Source organism: Mesorhizobium sp. M0239, assembly GCF_040321815.1.
In the GTDB taxonomy this organism is placed as follows: domain Bacteria; phylum Pseudomonadota; class Alphaproteobacteria; order Rhizobiales; family Rhizobiaceae; genus Mesorhizobium.
Genome location: NZ_JAMYSG010000019.1, coordinates 1 through 13,166, shown reverse-complemented (window position 1 = coordinate 13,166; position 13,166 = coordinate 1). Strand labels below are relative to the sequence as shown.

Sequence of the window (13,166 nt, the reverse complement as noted above, 5' to 3'; positions counted from 1 at the left end):
CATGCTGACCCAGATCGCCTATGCCTTGCCTTTCCTCGCCCAGGGCTTTGCGCTGACACTGTGGGTATCCCTGCTGGTCGTGGTGTTTTCGCTGATTGCCGGCGTGATCATGGGCGTCGGTCTGGTCTATGGCCCGGTGCCGTTGCAATGGGCCGTGCGCATCTTCAGCGACACCATCCGCGGCATCCCGATCCTGGTGCTCATCTTCTTTGTCTATTACGGACTGCCGGCCGTCGGGCTTCATCTGCCGTCGTTCTGGGCCGCCGTGCTGGCGCTGACCCTGTTCAAGACAGCCCAGGTCGTCGAATATTTCAGAGGTGCTGTCGGCTCCATTCCGAAAGGGCAGTCCGAGGCGGCGATGGCGATCGGACTCACCTTTCGCCAGCGGCTCGCCTACGTCATTTTCCCACAGGCGTTCAGGCGCTTCCTGCCGCCCTGGATCAACGGCGTCACCGATGCGGTCAAGGGCAGCGCGCTGGTATCGCTGCTCGGCATCACCGACCTGATGCAGGCCATCAACCAGGTCATCGGCCGCACCTACGAGGCCATGCCGCTCTATATTCTCGGCGCGCTCATCTACTTCGCGGTCAACTATGCCCTTTCGCTCGCCAGCCGGCGGCTCGAGCGGCGTTTCTCCTTCATCCGGGAATAGCAATGTCCACAAGTCCGAAAAACACCCCGGCCCTTCTCGACGTCCTGGACGTTTCCAAAGCCTTTGGGACCGTCCAGGTCCTGCGTTCGGTCAGCCTGCAGGTGGCGAAGGGGGAGGTGGTGACGGTCATCGGCCCCTCCGGCAGCGGCAAAACCACGCTGCTGCGTTGCGTCAACTTTCTCGAAAGCTATGACAGCGGTTCGATTCGCATCGACGACAAGGAGGTCGGCTTTCGCGAAGCCGGAACCCGCCAGCGTCGCAGCGAACGCGATCTCGCCGCGATGCGCGCCGAGACCGGCATGGTGTTCCAGAGCTTCAACCTCTTTCCGCACCTGACAGCCGCCGGCAACATCATGCTTGGCCTCACCAAGGTGCGCGGCAAGAGCAACGCCGAAGCGCGCACCATCGCCGAACACTGGCTCGGCCGGGTCGGTCTAGCCCACAAGGCCGACAGCCTGCCCGCCGAACTGTCCGGCGGCCAGCAGCAGCGCGTCGGCATTGCCCGCGCCGTGGCCATGGGGCCGAAGATCCTGCTTCTCGACGAGATAACATCCGCGCTCGACCCGGAACTGGTCGGCGAGGTGCTTGAGGTCGTGCGCAGCCTGGCCGAGGACGGCATGACGATGGTGATGGTCACGCACGAAATGGCCTTTGCCCGAGATGCCTCGAGCCGCATCATCTTCATGGCCGATGGCGGCGTCAGCGCGGCGGGTCCACCCGCCGAAATCCTGGCAGCCGACACCGACAATGAGCGCCTGCGCACCTTCCTGGCACGCTTCCGCGCCTCGCATTTCTAGAACGGGACAGCGAACGCTGTCGTAAGGAGCCTTCTTTCATGACGCCTTATATCCGGCTCGCCGCGTTGGGCCTGACGCTGCCCGAGCCGCCGACCCCGATCGCCAACTTCGTCACCCATGCCGAAAGCGGCCGGCTGATCTTCCTGTCCGGCCAGGGACCGCTGCGCACCGATGGCAAACTGTTCACCGGCAAGGTAGGAGACGATGTCACCGTCGAGCAGGCTTATGGCCATGCCCGCCTCACCGGCCTCAATCTGCTTGCCGTCATGCACGCAGCCACCGGCGACCTTGGCCGGATCGTGCGCGTCGTCAAGCTGCTCGGCTTCGTCAACGCCATACCGACCTTCAGCGACCACCCGAAAGTGGTCAATGGCTGTTCCGACCTGTTTGCCGATGTGTTCGACAATATCGGCGGCCATGCCCGCTCGGCGATCGGCGTCGGCTCCTTGCCTGGAAACATCACCGTTGAAATCGAGGCGGTTGTCGAGATCGCCGCCTGACCTTTAGAAGAATGGAATCCGAGAGATGAAAACCACTTCCACCGACGGCTCCAACACCACCATCCGCGAACGGCTCGGCCTTCGCCCGATCATCAATGTCTCCGGCACGATGACCGCGCTCGGCGCGTCGATCATTGTCCCCGAAGCGATCAGCGCCATGGCGGAAATGGCCTCGCAATGGGTGGAAATGGATGACCTGCAACGCGCCGCAAGCACGATCGTCGCGCGCCTGACCGGCGGCGAAACCGGTTTCATCACTGCCTGCTGCGCCAGCGGCATCACCATGGCGATCGCCGGTGCGATGACGGGGACCAATCTGCTCGCCATCGAGCGGCTGCCTGATAACACGGAAGGTCTCAAGTCGGAGGTCATCGTCCAGCTCGGCCACATCGTCAACTATGGTGCGCCGATCGACCAGTCGGTCCGGCTGGCGGGCGCCAGGGTCGTGCCGGCCGGCACGGTCAGCGTGACGCAGGACTATCATGTGCGCGACGCGATCAACGACCGCACGGCGGCGGGCCTCTATGTCGTTGCGCACCACACCGTGCAGTATGGCATGCTGTCGCTGGAGGAATTCTGCGAGATCTGCCACGCCAGGGGTGTCCCGGTGATCGTGGATGCGGCTTCAGAGTATGATCTGCGCGACTTCCTCGCGCGCGGCGCCGACATTGTCATCTACAGCGGCCACAAATTCCTGAGCGGGCCGACCAGCGGCATCGTCACCGGCCGCAAGGATCTGGTTCGCGCCGCTTATCTGCAGAACCGCGGCGTCGCCCGCGCCATGAAGGTCGGCAAGGAAAGCATCGCCGGCACCATGGCCGCACTGGAAGCCTGGGAAAAGCGCGACCATGCCGGCATCCGCCGCCGCGAAGACGCCGCGCTCAACCTGTGGAAGGACACGTTGCACGGGCTGCCGGGCGTCATCGCGCAGATCATCCCGGATCCGACCGCCAACCCTCTGGATCGGCTTCAGATTTTTGTACTGCCCGAAAGCCGGTTCACGGCGGCCGGTCTCACCTCGGCATTGGCGACGGGCTCGCCGCCGATTATCGTGCGCAACCACGAGGTGGAGCGCGGCCATTTCTTCCTCGACCCCTGCAATCTTCATCCCGGCGAGGCCGAGATCGTCGCCGAACGGCTGCGCGCCATATTGACCGCCAAGGACCGCCCGGCCGATGCGATGAAAGTCGCCCGCAAGGATTCGTCCGGCGTCTTACGCTGGCCAGATTGAACACCCGGCGAATCGCTACCTGAAATGCGCCGGCCGTAACCAGCACGCGCCATCCATGCGCCTACTGCCCTGACGGGCTCTCCACGGCACCGGCCAGGAAACTGCCGGCTCCCTCTGCGCGCGGCTCCCTCTGCGCGCCTTGGCGGTTCCAGCTTGGCGGCTGCTTCACAACTTTTCAACAATAACTTTACAAATATCTATATTTATGTGAAATTATGACGATGAAGGATCGCTCATGACAGCCAACCGTTTCGCCACGCGCCTGAATTCCTTTGCCTCGCGACCGCAGGCCGAGTGGCCCGATCTTACCGGCAAGCCGTCGCTGCTGCAGATGGCGGCGCGCGCCGCCAAGGTCGAGGGGCTTACCGATCTCGACCTCAACTTTCCTGACCACGTCGGTGAAAAGCCCACGGAAATCACCCTGAAACTGGGCGATCTCGGGCTTTCCATCAATGGCTTTGCCATGCGCTACTACTCCAACCCCGCCTTCAAGCTCGGCGCCTTCACCAATCCGGATCCGGCGGTGCGCCGCGAGGCCATCGACCTGACCAAGGCCGGCATCGATGCCGTGCGTGAGGCCGGCGCCAGCCTGATGACGCTGTGGCTCGGCCAAGATGGCTTCGACTACGCCTTCCAGGCCGACTATTCAACGCTTTGGCAACACGAAATTGATGGGATTCGTGAAGTTGCGACACATGATCCCGACTGTCAGATCAGCCTTGAATACAAACCGAACGAACCACGCTCTTACAGCCTGATGCCGGATGCGGCGACGACCTTGCTGGCGATCCGCGATGTGGGCCTGCCCAATCTCGGCGTCACGCTCGATTTCGCTCATGTGCTCTACGCCGACGAACAGCCGGCCTTTGCCGCGGCCCTGGTGGCGCGTCACAGCAAGCTGCTCGGCGTGCACCTGAACGACGGCTACGCCAAGCGCGACGACGGCCTGATGGTCGGCGCGGTGCACACGCTGCAGACCATCGAGCTGCTCAGGCAGATTCGCCGCGACGGTTACGCCGGCGCCATCTATTTCGACACGTTCCCCGATATGACCGGGCTCGATCCGGTGCGCGAGTGCGAAGTCAACATCGCCACCGTCAAGCGCATGCTGCGCGTCGTCGACCGGCTGGAGCAGGACAATCGCCTGTCCGCCGCCATGGACAGCCAGGACGCGGTGACGTCGCAGGCCATCATCCAGGAAATCATGCTCGGGCCGGATAGCTGAGGCATCCGCGCCATCACCGTTTTCAACCAGGGACGAATACAATGAAACTTCTGCTTGCCACCGCTACCGCCGCACTGATGGCGCTCTCGATCGGCTCTGCCTTTGCCGCCGACCTCGCGCCGCTCAATTCCGACACGGAAAAGGACCGCATCGACTGGTCGCAGGTCGAGGCTAAATTCGGCGCGTTCCCCAAGCTGCCCGAAGGCACCAAGGCAGGCGCGGTCTCCAAGACGCTGACCAATGAATACTGGCGCTCGCTGGGCGAGGGCTACACGGCATTCGGCGCCAAGGTCGGCGTTCCCGTCGTCTATCAGGCAGCGCAGAGCGAGGGCGACCAGCTCGGCCAGCTCACCATCGCCGAAGGCCTGGTGACGCAGGGCTACAACGTGCTGCTCGTCTCGCCGCAGACGGATGCCAATCTGCAGCCGATCATGGAGCAGGCCAAGGCCGCCAACGTGCCGGTGGTCAACGTCAATGACGCCGTCATCCCGCAGGCCGAGCATTATGTCGGCAATGTCCAACGCGACAATGGCGTGCGCGTCGCCAAATGGTTCATCAAGAATCGTCCGAATGGCGGCAAGGTCGCCATCGTCGAAGGTCAGGCTGGCGTCTATGCCGCCGTGCAGCGCACCGACGGCTTCAAGTCGACCATCACCGAGGGGGGCAATTTCGAGGTTGTCGCCAGCGTTCCCGGCAACTGGGATCGCCAGACCTCCTATGACGCGGCCACCAACATCCTGCAGCAGCACCCCGACCTGGTCGGCTTCTATGCCAACAATGACGGCATGGCGCTGGGCATCGTCGAGGCGGTCAAGGCCGCCGGCCTGCAGGACAAGGTTGCGGTCTTCGGCACCGACGGCATTTCCGACGCCTATGCCTCGATCCGCGCCGGCGAACTGACCGGCACGGTCGACAGCTTCCCGGTGCTGACCGGCGAAGTGGCGTTGGAAACAGCTCTGCGTCTCGTCGCGGGACAGAAGCTGCCGCGCGTCGTCGCCACGCCGCAGGCGCTGATCACCAAGGACAATGCCGATCGCTATTCCGGCGCTGGCGCGCGCAAGGCACTGCTCGAGGACGCGGCTGCGGGCCAGTAAGCCAATCAGCGGATGCCGGTCAGAGCGATTCGCTTCTGTCCGGCACCGTTGCCCGGAGATAGAACCCAATGTCACCCCGGCTGCAATTAAAGGGCATTTCCAAGCTGTTTCCGGCCGTACGGGCGCTCCACGAGGTGTCACTCTCGGTCGGGGCCGGTGAAATCCACGGCCTGCTCGGCGAAAACGGCGCCGGCAAGTCGACGCTGCTGCGCGTCCTGTCTGGCGTCTACAGGCCGACAGCGGGAAGCATCCTCATCGACGGCAAGCCGGTTACACTCGCCAACCCGGTCGCCGCGCGCGCTGCGGGCGTCGCCATGATCCATCAGGAATTGCAGCAGGTGCCGCGCCTCAGCGTCGCCCAGAACATGTTCCTCGGCCATCCGCTCACGCGCGGCGGCATCTTCGTCGCCAGCAGAGAGCAGGAGCGCCGCGCCGCGGAGGCTCTTGCAGCCATCGACCCCTCCATCGATCCAGCCGCCCCGCTCGGCACTCTGAAGGTGGCGCAGCGGCAGATTGTCGAGATTGCCAGGGCATTGCTCGATCGCGCCCGCATCGTCGCCATGGACGAGCCGACATCGAGCCTGACGCCGAGCGAATTCGAACGGCTGGCGCAAGTCATCACCGGCCTCGCCCGCGACGGCGTCGCGGTCGTCTATGTCTCGCACAAGCTGGACGAGGTGTTCGGTATCTGCCGGCGCGCCACCATCATGCGCGATGGCGTCGTCGTCGATTCCGTCGATCTGAAAGACCTGTCGGAGAAAGCGGTCGTAGCGATGATGGTCGGCCGCGAACTGGCGCGGGAACACCATAATTCCCATGCCACGAACAAGGTCATGCTGAGCGCGCGTGGCCTCTCTTCGGCGACAAAGGTGCGCAACGTGTCGTTCAATCTGCATCGCGGCGAGGTGCTGGGCATTGCCGGCCTGGTCGGTTCCGGCCGCACTGAACTTTTGCGGCTCTTGGCCGGCGCCGATCGCGCCACGGCCGGGACGATTGCAATCGACGGCAAGGCGGCGCGCTTCGCCAGCCCGCGCGATGCGATTGCCGCCGGCGTCGGACTGGTGCCGGAGGAGCGCAAACGCGAAGGCATCGTGCCGCTGCGCTCGATCACCTGCAATATGGCGCTGGCCTCGATGGCCGTGTTCGCGCCGCGCGGTCTCATCGATCACGCCAGGTTGAAACACGTGGCCGTCGAGAAGATGAGCCGTGTCAACCTGCGGCCGTTTCTGCTCGACCGGCCGATTCGCCTGTTCAGCGGCGGCAACCAGCAGAAGGCGATCATCAGCCGCTGGCTGGCGGCGGGAACCCGCATCCTCTTGTTCGACGAACCGACGCGCGGCATCGATGTCGGCGCCAAGGCGGAGATCTATCATCTGATCGAGGAACTCGCCGCCGAGGGCCATGCCGTGATCGTCGTCTCCTCCGAGCTCCCCGAAGTGATCCGGCTTGCCGACCGCGTGCTGGTCATGCGCGACGGCACGATCGCGGCCGAACTCCACAGAGACGATATCAGCGAACAGGCGATCGCGGCGCACGCCATCCCGCAAACGCAAACGCCGGCCGCGTAACAGGCAAGGCAGAGGTGACGGATATGTCGGATACCACTCTGGTGCGGCCACGCGCCGAATTCCTGCGCGGCGTTTCCATGCGCGACGCCGGCACGCTGATCGGCCTTGTCGTGATCCTGGCAGTATTCGGCGCGCTGGTGCCTGGCTTCTTCGCCGAGCGCAACCTGATCAACATCCTGCAGCAGTCGAGCATCAATGCCTGTCTGGCGCTGGGCATGACGCTGGTCATCATCTCCGGTGGCATCGACCTGTCGGTCGGGCCGACGGCGGCACTCTCGGCCGTCATCTCGGCCTCTATGATGGTCGCCGGCGTGCCGTTTCCGCTGGCCATCGCCGCCGGCTTCGCCATTGGCCTTGCCTGCGGCCTCGTCAACGGCGTGCTCGTCGCCTATGTCGGGCTGCAGCCCTTCATCGTCACATTGGGGACGCTCAGCACCTACCGGGCGCTGGCACTGATCTACACCGGCGGCAATCCGGTTCTGGGCCTGCCCGCGGGGTTCCGCGCCATCTTCAACGGATCGCTGTTTGGACTGCCTCTGGCGGTCGTCATCGTCGCCTGCGTGGCTGTCGTCGCCTGGGTCGTTTTGAAGAAGACGCCCTTCGGCGAATATCTGCTTGCCGTCGGCGGCAACGAGGAGGCGGCCTACATCGCCGGCGTGCCGATTGCCCGCACCAAGATCGCCGCCTACATGATCTCGGGCCTGCTGGCGGCGCTTGCCGCGCAGATCCTGATCGGCCGGCTCGGCGCCGCCGAGCCCATCCTCGGCAATCTCTGGGAACTCGACGCCATCGCGGCTGCCGCCATCGGCGGCGCCTCGCTGATGGGCGGCAAGGGCAGCATCGTCGGCACCATCCTGGGCGCTATCATCCTCGGCGCCATGCGCAACGGTTTGACGCTGATGAACGTCCAGTCCTTCTATCAGCTTCTGGCAACTGGTCTTATAATCCTCGCCGCGATGCTTATCGATCGCGTGACGAGGGGGCGTGGATGACCTTGAGCGGGCTGGACCTGAAAGCGGTAGGACCGCGCATCCGCATGATGATGCCGCATCTCACCCCGTTGGAGGCGAAGGTGGTGGAAACCGTCTTCGGCCGGCGCGGCTTCGATGAGAGCATTCCGCTGAAGCAGATCGCCGAAGAGTCCGGCGTGTCCGAGGCGATGGTGGTCAAGATCGCCAAGAAGCTCGGCTTTTCCGGCTATCGCGACTTCCGCACCGCCGTCTATGAATACAGTCGCCTGCCGACCGCCGAGATGCACCAGGAACTGTCGTCCGACGACAGTTCGGCCGAGATCGTGCAAAAGGTGTTCCGCACCTCCATCCAGGCACTGGAGGAGACGCTGGCGATCCTCGATATCGAGGATTTCGACCGCGCCGCCGATCTTATCTACCGTGCGAAGAGCCGGGATTTTTATGGCGTCGGCGGCTCGGCGCAGATTGCGCGCGACGTTTCGCACAAATTCCTGCGCATCGGCATCCGCGCATCGGTCTACGACGATTCGCACATGATGCTGATGTCGGCCTCGCTGCTTGGCGGCGACGACATTGCCGTCGGCTTCTCGCATTCGGGCAACACGTCGGCCGTCATCGACGCCATCCAGCTGGCCCGCAAGAACGGTGCCCGCACGCTGGCCATCACCAACTACGACAACTCGCCGCTGGCTGCGGTCGCCGACATCGTGCTTTGCTCGACCGCGCAAGGGTCGCCGCTGATGGGCGAGAACGCAGCGGCGCGCATTGCCCAGCTCAACATCCTCGACGCGCTGTTCGTGGCGGTGGCGCAGCGCGACTATCAGGCGGCTGAGCGCAATCTCGGCCGCACCATGTCGGCGGTGACATCGAAACGAAAAGACCGGGGCTCATGACGACAACGCCGCTGGTCACCGTGTTCGGCAGCTTGCATTATGACATCATGGTCGACGCGCCCGATCGCCCGCGCAAGGGCGAGACGGTGACCGGCCATGCCTGGCATCCGAAATGCGGCGGCAAGGGCGGCAACCAGGCTGTCTCGGCGGCGCGGGCCGGTGTGCGCGCGGCGATGATCGGCGCCGTCGGCGGCGATGATTTCGGGCGGGCGTTGCTGGCCAATCTCGATCGCGCCAAGGTCGACCACCGCTTCGTGCGGGTGGCCGCTGGCGCCGGCTCCGGCATGAGCGTGGCGATCTTCGACGCGGGCGGCGACTATGGCGCGGTGATCGTCTCAGGCAGCAATCTGACACTGGGCCATGCCGACATTGCCTCAGCTTCCGATGTGATGGCCCAAACGGCAGTGCTTTTGTTACAGAACGAAGTGCCGGAAGCCGGCAACATTGCCGCCGCACGCGCCGTCAAAGCACAGGGCGGCCGCGTCGTGCTCAACGCGGCCCCCGCGCGCAAACTCTCCGACGAGTTGATCGCCCTGGTCGACATATTGGTGGTCAACGCAATCGAGGCGGAATTCCTGGCTGGCACAGCAGTGGTGGAGACGCAGGACGGGGCCGCGCAAGCCGCACGATTGCTGGCCGATCTTTATCCGGTGGCGATTGTCACGGCGGGCGGCGAGGGCGTCGCCTGCTGCGACCAGACCGGCGAGGCCTTTGCGCTGCTGGCCGTCCCGGTCAAGGTCGCCAGCACGCATGGCGCCGGCGATGAATTCGTTGGCGCGCTGGCCGCGGGACTTGCCCGAGGAGAGACCATGCACGCGGCGGTCACCGCTGCCAACGCGGCTTCGGCGTTGCTGGTCTCGACGCCAGAGGCCGAGCGCGACGGCATCTGACCGGCTGGTTTCCGTCTTGCCGGACCGAAGCGGCGGCCGCCTATCCTTGCGGCCTCGCGCGAATTCCGCTAAGGCGCGCCTTTGTCGCCGGGGAACACGGACTTGGACGATCAACGCGCCGACGTCGCCATCATCATGGGCAGCCAGTCCGACTGGGCGACGATGCGTCATGCCGCCGAAACGCTGGAAGCACTAGGCATCCCGCACAAGCGGCTGATCATTTCCGCGCATCGCACACCGGACCGGCTCTATGATTTCGCCAAAGGCGCCAAGGCGGCCGGTTACAAGGTGATCATCGCCGGCGCCGGCGGTGCGGCGCACCTGCCCGGCATGACGGCGGCGATGACGCCGCTGCCGGTGTTCGGTGTGCCGGTGGAATCGAAAGCGCTTTCCGGGCAGGATTCGCTGCTGTCCATTGTCCAGATGCCGGCCGGCATTCCCGTGGGCACGCTGGCCATCGGCAAGGCCGGCGCCGCCAACGCAGCCCTTCTGGCCGCTGCCGTGCTGGCCCTGAACGATGATAGCCTTGCCGTCCGTCTGGATGCCTGGCGCGCCGCGCAGACCGCCAAGGTCGCGGCAGAACCGACGGATACGCCGTGAGCCTGCCCGCCGGATCGACGATCGGCATCATTGGCGGCGGCCAACTCGGCCGCATGCTGGCTGTTGCCGCCGCCCGCCTCGGCTACCGCACCGTGGTGCTGGAGCCGCAAGCGGATTGCCCCGCGGCACAGGTCGCCAACCGGCAAATAACAGCTGCCTATGACGACCCGGCCGCCCTTGCCGAACTGACAGCGTCGAGTTCCGTCATCACCTACGAGTTCGAGAACGTCCCGGTCGCGGCGGCCAGCGCTCTGGCCGCCAAGGTTCCGGTCTATCCGCCGGCGCGCGCGCTGGAAGTGGCGCAGGACCGGGTGGGCGAAAAAACATTCCTCAACGGCATCGGCATTGCCACCGCCGATTTCCACGCCGTCGACAATGATGACGAGCTGACGGCGGCGCTGAAAGCGTTCGACGGCAGCGGCATCCTGAAGACGCGGCGCATGGGCTATGACGGCAAGGGCCAGCGCGTCTTCAGCAACATGGAAGCCGGGGGCTTCGCCGGCACCTGCGAGGCGATGGGCAATGTGCCGCTGATCCTGGAGTCCTTCGTGCCGTTCGAGCGCGAGATCTCGGTGATCGCGGCGCGCGGGCTGGACGGCGCGGTCGTCGCCTACGATCCGGCCGAGAATATCCATCGCAACGGCATTCTCCACACATCGACCTTGCCGGCCGCCATTATGCCGGAGACGGCGCAAGGAGCTCGAACGGCTGCATCGAAGATCCTGTCGGCGCTGAACTATGTCGGCGTCATCGGCGTCGAGTTCTTCGTGCTTGCCAACGGCTCGCTGCTGGCCAACGAGATCGCGCCGCGCGTGCACAATTCCGGCCATTGGACGGAAGCCGCCTGTATCGTTTCGCAGTTCGAGCAGCATATCCGCGCCATCGCCGGCCTGCCGCTCGGCAGCCCGGACCGCCACTCCGACTGCGTGATGGAGAACCTGATCGGCGACGATGTGCTGCGCGTCCCTGAGCTTCTCGCCGAGCCCGATCTGATGCTGCATCTCTACGGCAAGGCCGAAGCGCGGCCCGGCCGCAAGATGGGCCATTTCACTCGGATCAGCCGTCGCGCCTCATAAGGTTGCCTACTGAACGTCGTCGCTCTCGTCCTCGCCTGGAGTGGCGCAACTCACATCGCCTTCCTCGCAATTGGCCGCGGCAGCGAGTTGCTTGACGCGATCATTGGTCAATCTGGTCAGGCATTGCGAGACTTCCATCGCATGGATCGATCCGCCGTCGCTGGCGGCAGTGGAATGCGCGCACTCGGCATCGCGAAAAGTGATCCAGGCGCGTTGCGCTACCTGCAGCAATCTCTTGCCGCCGGCATCATCCGAGCTGGTGAGATCCTGATAGGTCTTGTTAAGCCTGGCGTCGGCCGCCTGATAGTCTTCGCCGGCACAGATGTTCATCATCTGCTGGCTGTCGTCGCTGTGGTCGCATTCCTGCGCGCGCGCAACCGAAGCTGCCGCCAGCAGGACAAGGCAGGCGGACAGGAACATTCGGCGCATGGTTCTCTCCAAATCACTTCAAGGCGACCGCATCATCCCAGCCGGCCCAGGGCCGCGCAATGCCGCCAGACCGACATGGCGGATAATTGATGACAGGGGCGATTCACAGCCGCTATGGAGCACGCTTGCGGTTGACAGGGACAAGGCTCCTCGTTTATGAGCCTCCCACAGTTCAAAGGCGCGTCTTCTGGCGCGCCTTAAAATTTCGACCCGGACCGGGTCCACACCGACAGGCAAGACCATGAAGATCAAGAATTCGCTCAAGGCGCTGAAGGCGCGTCACCGCGACAACCAGCTGGTTCGCCGCAAGGGCCGCGTCTACATCATCAACAAGACCGCCCCGCGCTACAAGGCACGCCAGGGCTGAGTTTTCGGGCAGGAGGCTGTTGCCTCCGCCCATTTGATGCTTGTTGCCGCCTGCCGGCCTTTCACGCCAAATTCAGTTTGACGTTCCGTCGCCTGGGACTAGAGTCCGGCGATGCGGATTCTTTTTGCATTTTTGACATCTCTGCTTGTTTCCGGCGTCATTTATGGCCCGGCATGGGCGGATGATGCTGTCGCGCCGCCGGCCACTCAGGACGCCCCGCCCGCCGCAACGACGAAACAAGCCCACCTCGACCAGCTGTTCAGCGATCTGAAACGCGAGCGCAACGAAAAGGCGGCGGAGCGCATCGCCGGCAACATCTGGAGCGAGTGGTCGCAATCCGGCAGCGCCTCGATCGACCTGATGATGCAATGGTCGCAAAAAGCCGTCGAAAGCCAGAAATTCGACGTCGCGCTCGATTTCCTCGACCAGGTGGTGACCTTGCAGCCGACCTATGCCGAAGGCTGGAACCGGCGTGCCACCGTGCATTTCATGATGAAGAACTACGGCAAGTCGATGTCCGACATCGACCATACGCTGCAGCTCGAGCCGCGCCATTTCGGTGCGCTGTCCGGCCTGGCGCAGATCATGGCGTTGACCGGCCACAAGCAATCGGCGCTCGAGGCCTGGCAAAAGGTGCTGGCCATCTATCCGATGATGCGCAGCGCCCAGGACCAGGTCGGCACGATTTCGGAGGAACTTGCCGGTGAAGGCATTTGATTGCTCTAGGGGAGTAGGGGAATAAGGCAGTAGGGGCAGATTGTACCTGCGGAACACACACCCTACTCCCCTACTCCCCTACTCCCCTACTCCCCTACTCCCCTACTCCCCTACTCCCCTACTCCCCTACTCCCCTACTCCCCTACAACTTATCCC

At 64.3% G+C, this 13,166-nt stretch carries 15 protein-coding genes; 14 read left to right on the top strand and 1 reads right to left on the bottom strand.

Going from position 1 to position 13,166, the window contains the following annotated elements; all coding sequences use genetic code 11:
• The first annotated feature begins 1 nt into the window (after nucleotide 1).
• The 12 genes from NKI99_RS20300 (at nucleotide 2) to NKI99_RS20245 (ending at nucleotide 11,497) form a co-directional block, all read left to right on the top strand.
• Entirely contained in the window at nucleotides 2–652 is a 651-nt protein-coding gene (locus NKI99_RS20300) for an amino acid ABC transporter permease (RefSeq protein WP_023810936.1), read from the top strand.
• A 2-nt stretch (nucleotides 653–654) separates the two neighbouring features.
• Nucleotides 655–1,449: an amino acid ABC transporter ATP-binding protein gene (locus tag NKI99_RS20295; RefSeq protein WP_128305968.1), complete on the top strand. Its 795-nt coding sequence runs from the start codon at nucleotides 655–657 to the stop codon at nucleotides 1,447–1,449.
• 38 nt (nucleotides 1,450–1,487) lie between these two features.
• Entirely contained in the window at nucleotides 1,488–1,949 is a 462-nt protein-coding gene (locus NKI99_RS20290; RefSeq protein ID WP_128305969.1) for a RidA family protein, read from the top strand.
• A 25-nt stretch (nucleotides 1,950–1,974) separates the two neighbouring features.
• A complete protein-coding gene (locus tag NKI99_RS20285) occupies nucleotides 1,975–3,180 on the top strand; it encodes an aminotransferase class V-fold PLP-dependent enzyme (RefSeq protein ID WP_128305970.1) in 1,206 nt (401 codons plus the stop codon).
• 235 nt (nucleotides 3,181–3,415) lie between these two features.
• Entirely contained in the window at nucleotides 3,416–4,405 is a 990-nt protein-coding gene (locus tag NKI99_RS20280; protein WP_352442014.1) for a TIM barrel protein, read from the top strand.
• 41 nt (nucleotides 4,406–4,446) lie between these two features.
• Nucleotides 4,447–5,499: a sugar ABC transporter substrate-binding protein gene (locus tag NKI99_RS20275; RefSeq protein WP_352611769.1), complete on the top strand. Its 1,053-nt coding sequence runs from the start codon at nucleotides 4,447–4,449 to the stop codon at nucleotides 5,497–5,499.
• 68 nt (nucleotides 5,500–5,567) lie between these two features.
• Complete coding sequence (locus tag NKI99_RS20270) at nucleotides 5,568–7,067, top strand: sugar ABC transporter ATP-binding protein (protein ID WP_352611768.1); 1,500 nt, start codon at nucleotides 5,568–5,570, stop codon at nucleotides 7,065–7,067.
• Nucleotides 7,068–7,090: 23 nt separating this feature from the next.
• On the top strand, nucleotides 7,091–8,059 hold the full coding sequence (locus NKI99_RS20265) for an ABC transporter permease (protein WP_128305974.1): 969 nt from the start codon (nucleotides 7,091–7,093) through the stop codon (nucleotides 8,057–8,059).
• Entirely contained in the window at nucleotides 8,056–8,931 is an 876-nt protein-coding gene (locus NKI99_RS20260; RefSeq protein WP_352611767.1) for a MurR/RpiR family transcriptional regulator, read from the top strand. The genes NKI99_RS20265 and NKI99_RS20260 overlap by 4 nt, the downstream gene beginning before the upstream one ends.
• Nucleotides 8,928–9,821 carry a ribokinase gene (locus NKI99_RS20255; protein WP_352611766.1) on the top strand — a complete coding sequence of 298 codons (894 nt, stop codon included), beginning with the start codon at nucleotides 8,928–8,930 and terminating at the stop codon, nucleotides 9,819–9,821. Before NKI99_RS20260 ends, NKI99_RS20255 begins: the two co-directional genes overlap by 4 nt.
• 102 nt (nucleotides 9,822–9,923) lie before the next feature.
• Nucleotides 9,924–10,421: a 5-(carboxyamino)imidazole ribonucleotide mutase gene (gene purE / locus NKI99_RS20250; protein ID WP_023810926.1), complete on the top strand. Its 498-nt coding sequence runs from the start codon at nucleotides 9,924–9,926 to the stop codon at nucleotides 10,419–10,421.
• Nucleotides 10,418–11,497, top strand: a complete 1,080-nt coding sequence (locus NKI99_RS20245) for a 5-(carboxyamino)imidazole ribonucleotide synthase (RefSeq protein ID WP_352611765.1) — start codon at nucleotides 10,418–10,420, stop codon at nucleotides 11,495–11,497. The genes purE and NKI99_RS20245 overlap by 4 nt, the downstream gene beginning before the upstream one ends.
• 6 nt (nucleotides 11,498–11,503) lie before the next feature.
• Here the strand turns inward: NKI99_RS20245 and NKI99_RS20240 are convergent, their stop codons facing one another.
• Complete coding sequence (locus NKI99_RS20240; protein WP_352611764.1) at nucleotides 11,504–11,926, bottom strand: lysozyme inhibitor LprI family protein; 423 nt, start codon at nucleotides 11,924–11,926, stop codon at nucleotides 11,504–11,506.
• Between the two features lie 241 nt (nucleotides 11,927–12,167).
• On the opposite strand from NKI99_RS20240, the gene ykgO reads away from it, so the two are divergent.
• Both ykgO and NKI99_RS20230 read left to right on the top strand, forming a co-directional pair.
• Nucleotides 12,168–12,293, top strand: a complete 126-nt coding sequence (gene ykgO, locus NKI99_RS20235) for a type B 50S ribosomal protein L36 (protein WP_006327841.1) — start codon at nucleotides 12,168–12,170, stop codon at nucleotides 12,291–12,293.
• Between the two features lie 111 nt (nucleotides 12,294–12,404).
• On the top strand, nucleotides 12,405–13,010 hold the full coding sequence (locus NKI99_RS20230; protein WP_352611763.1) for a tetratricopeptide repeat protein: 606 nt from the start codon (nucleotides 12,405–12,407) through the stop codon (nucleotides 13,008–13,010).
• Nucleotides 13,011–13,166 lie beyond the last annotated feature (156 nt).

What these genes read in the sequence shown, in the direction of transcription:
- NKI99_RS20300 (WP_023810936.1), top strand. Translation starts at nt 2, where the DNA reads ATGCTGACCCAGATCGCCTATGCCTTGCCTTTCCTCGCCCAGGGCTTT.
- NKI99_RS20295 (WP_128305968.1), top strand. Translation starts at nt 655, where the DNA reads ATGTCCACAAGTCCGAAAAACACCCCGGCCCTTCTCGACGTCCTGGAC.
- NKI99_RS20290 (WP_128305969.1), top strand. Translation starts at nt 1,488, where the DNA reads ATGACGCCTTATATCCGGCTCGCCGCGTTGGGCCTGACGCTGCCCGAG.
- NKI99_RS20285 (WP_128305970.1), top strand. Translation starts at nt 1,975, where the DNA reads ATGAAAACCACTTCCACCGACGGCTCCAACACCACCATCCGCGAACGG.
- NKI99_RS20280 (WP_352442014.1), top strand. Translation starts at nt 3,416, where the DNA reads ATGACAGCCAACCGTTTCGCCACGCGCCTGAATTCCTTTGCCTCGCGA.
- NKI99_RS20275 (WP_352611769.1), top strand. Translation starts at nt 4,447, where the DNA reads ATGAAACTTCTGCTTGCCACCGCTACCGCCGCACTGATGGCGCTCTCG.
- NKI99_RS20270 (WP_352611768.1), top strand. Translation starts at nt 5,568, where the DNA reads ATGTCACCCCGGCTGCAATTAAAGGGCATTTCCAAGCTGTTTCCGGCC.
- NKI99_RS20265 (WP_128305974.1), top strand. Translation starts at nt 7,091, where the DNA reads ATGTCGGATACCACTCTGGTGCGGCCACGCGCCGAATTCCTGCGCGGC.
- NKI99_RS20260 (WP_352611767.1), top strand. Translation starts at nt 8,056, where the DNA reads ATGACCTTGAGCGGGCTGGACCTGAAAGCGGTAGGACCGCGCATCCGC.
- NKI99_RS20255 (WP_352611766.1), top strand. Translation starts at nt 8,928, where the DNA reads ATGACGACAACGCCGCTGGTCACCGTGTTCGGCAGCTTGCATTATGAC.
- NKI99_RS20240 (WP_352611764.1), bottom strand. Translation starts at nt 11,926, where the DNA reads ATGCGCCGAATGTTCCTGTCCGCCTGCCTTGTCCTGCTGGCGGCAGCT.
- ykgO (WP_006327841.1), top strand. Translation starts at nt 12,168, where the DNA reads ATGAAGATCAAGAATTCGCTCAAGGCGCTGAAGGCGCGTCACCGCGAC.
- NKI99_RS20230 (WP_352611763.1), top strand. Translation starts at nt 12,405, where the DNA reads ATGCGGATTCTTTTTGCATTTTTGACATCTCTGCTTGTTTCCGGCGTC.